The following is an 856-nucleotide window of genomic DNA, read 5'->3' on the forward strand; positions in this document are numbered from 1 at the left end:
CGCGCCGCTGGCAGGTGTTTCGCCGCTACAGGCATTGGAGGCCTCCCTCGCCAACCCGGCGCTCGCATCGCCTGGGACTACGTTGTCGCCAGGGCAGGAATCGGATGAGCTGGAGGAAGAGGAGGAAGAAGTCGAGGAGCAAGGCATTACGTTGCGGATTGGGGTGTTTTTTGATGGCACCGGGAATAACCGCTCCAACAGTGAAACGGTGGCCGGGTGTTATGCGCGGGATGTGAACTTGCTGGAGCAGGCCGAGGATATCCAGCAGTTTTGTCAGAAGCATGGGTATACCCCTGACGGCGGCACGCCGGATAACAGCTTTGGCAATGACACGAGCAATGTGGCCAAGCTGTATGACCTGTACGCCGATGACAGTCAGCGGCAACTGGCTGATGAAGAAACCATAGGTTACATCTCGGTGTACCTGGAGGGCATCGGTACTCGCAGTGGCGGAGCGGATGCACTTTTTTCACAGGCGACCGGTTTGGGCGAACAGGGTGTATTGGCGAGAGTTGCGCAGAGTCCAGCAGGCATTCTGACTGAAATTCAACAATTCGCATGGGCAAATCCCGACCGAGAAATTACATCTATCGAGTTCGATATTTTCGGTTTCAGTCGAGGCGCCGCCGCGGCTCGGCACTTTGCGAATGAGGTCATGAAGGGCAACGACAGTATTCTGGCCTCGGCCCTGACGGATGCTCCCGGTCTTGTGAAGGACTTCAACTGGCATGCCAATACGGACGTCTCTATCAACTTCATCGGCATCTTTGATACCGCTGCCGCAGTAGCGGGTATTACCAACGGTGATCTCAGCGTCCACGACGCCATAAACCCTGGCGTCAATCTGTACCTGGCC

Annotated in this window: 1 pseudogene; it reads left to right on the top strand. The window is 56.4% G+C overall.

Features of this window, described 5'->3' with window-relative positions:
- Positions 1 to 856: pseudogene (locus NTD84_RS12070) on the top strand (DUF2235 domain-containing protein); the annotation flags it as partial.

This window comes from Pseudomonas sp. 14P_8.1_Bac3, assembly GCF_025466085.1.
Taxonomy (GTDB): domain Bacteria; phylum Pseudomonadota; class Gammaproteobacteria; order Pseudomonadales; family Pseudomonadaceae; genus Aquipseudomonas.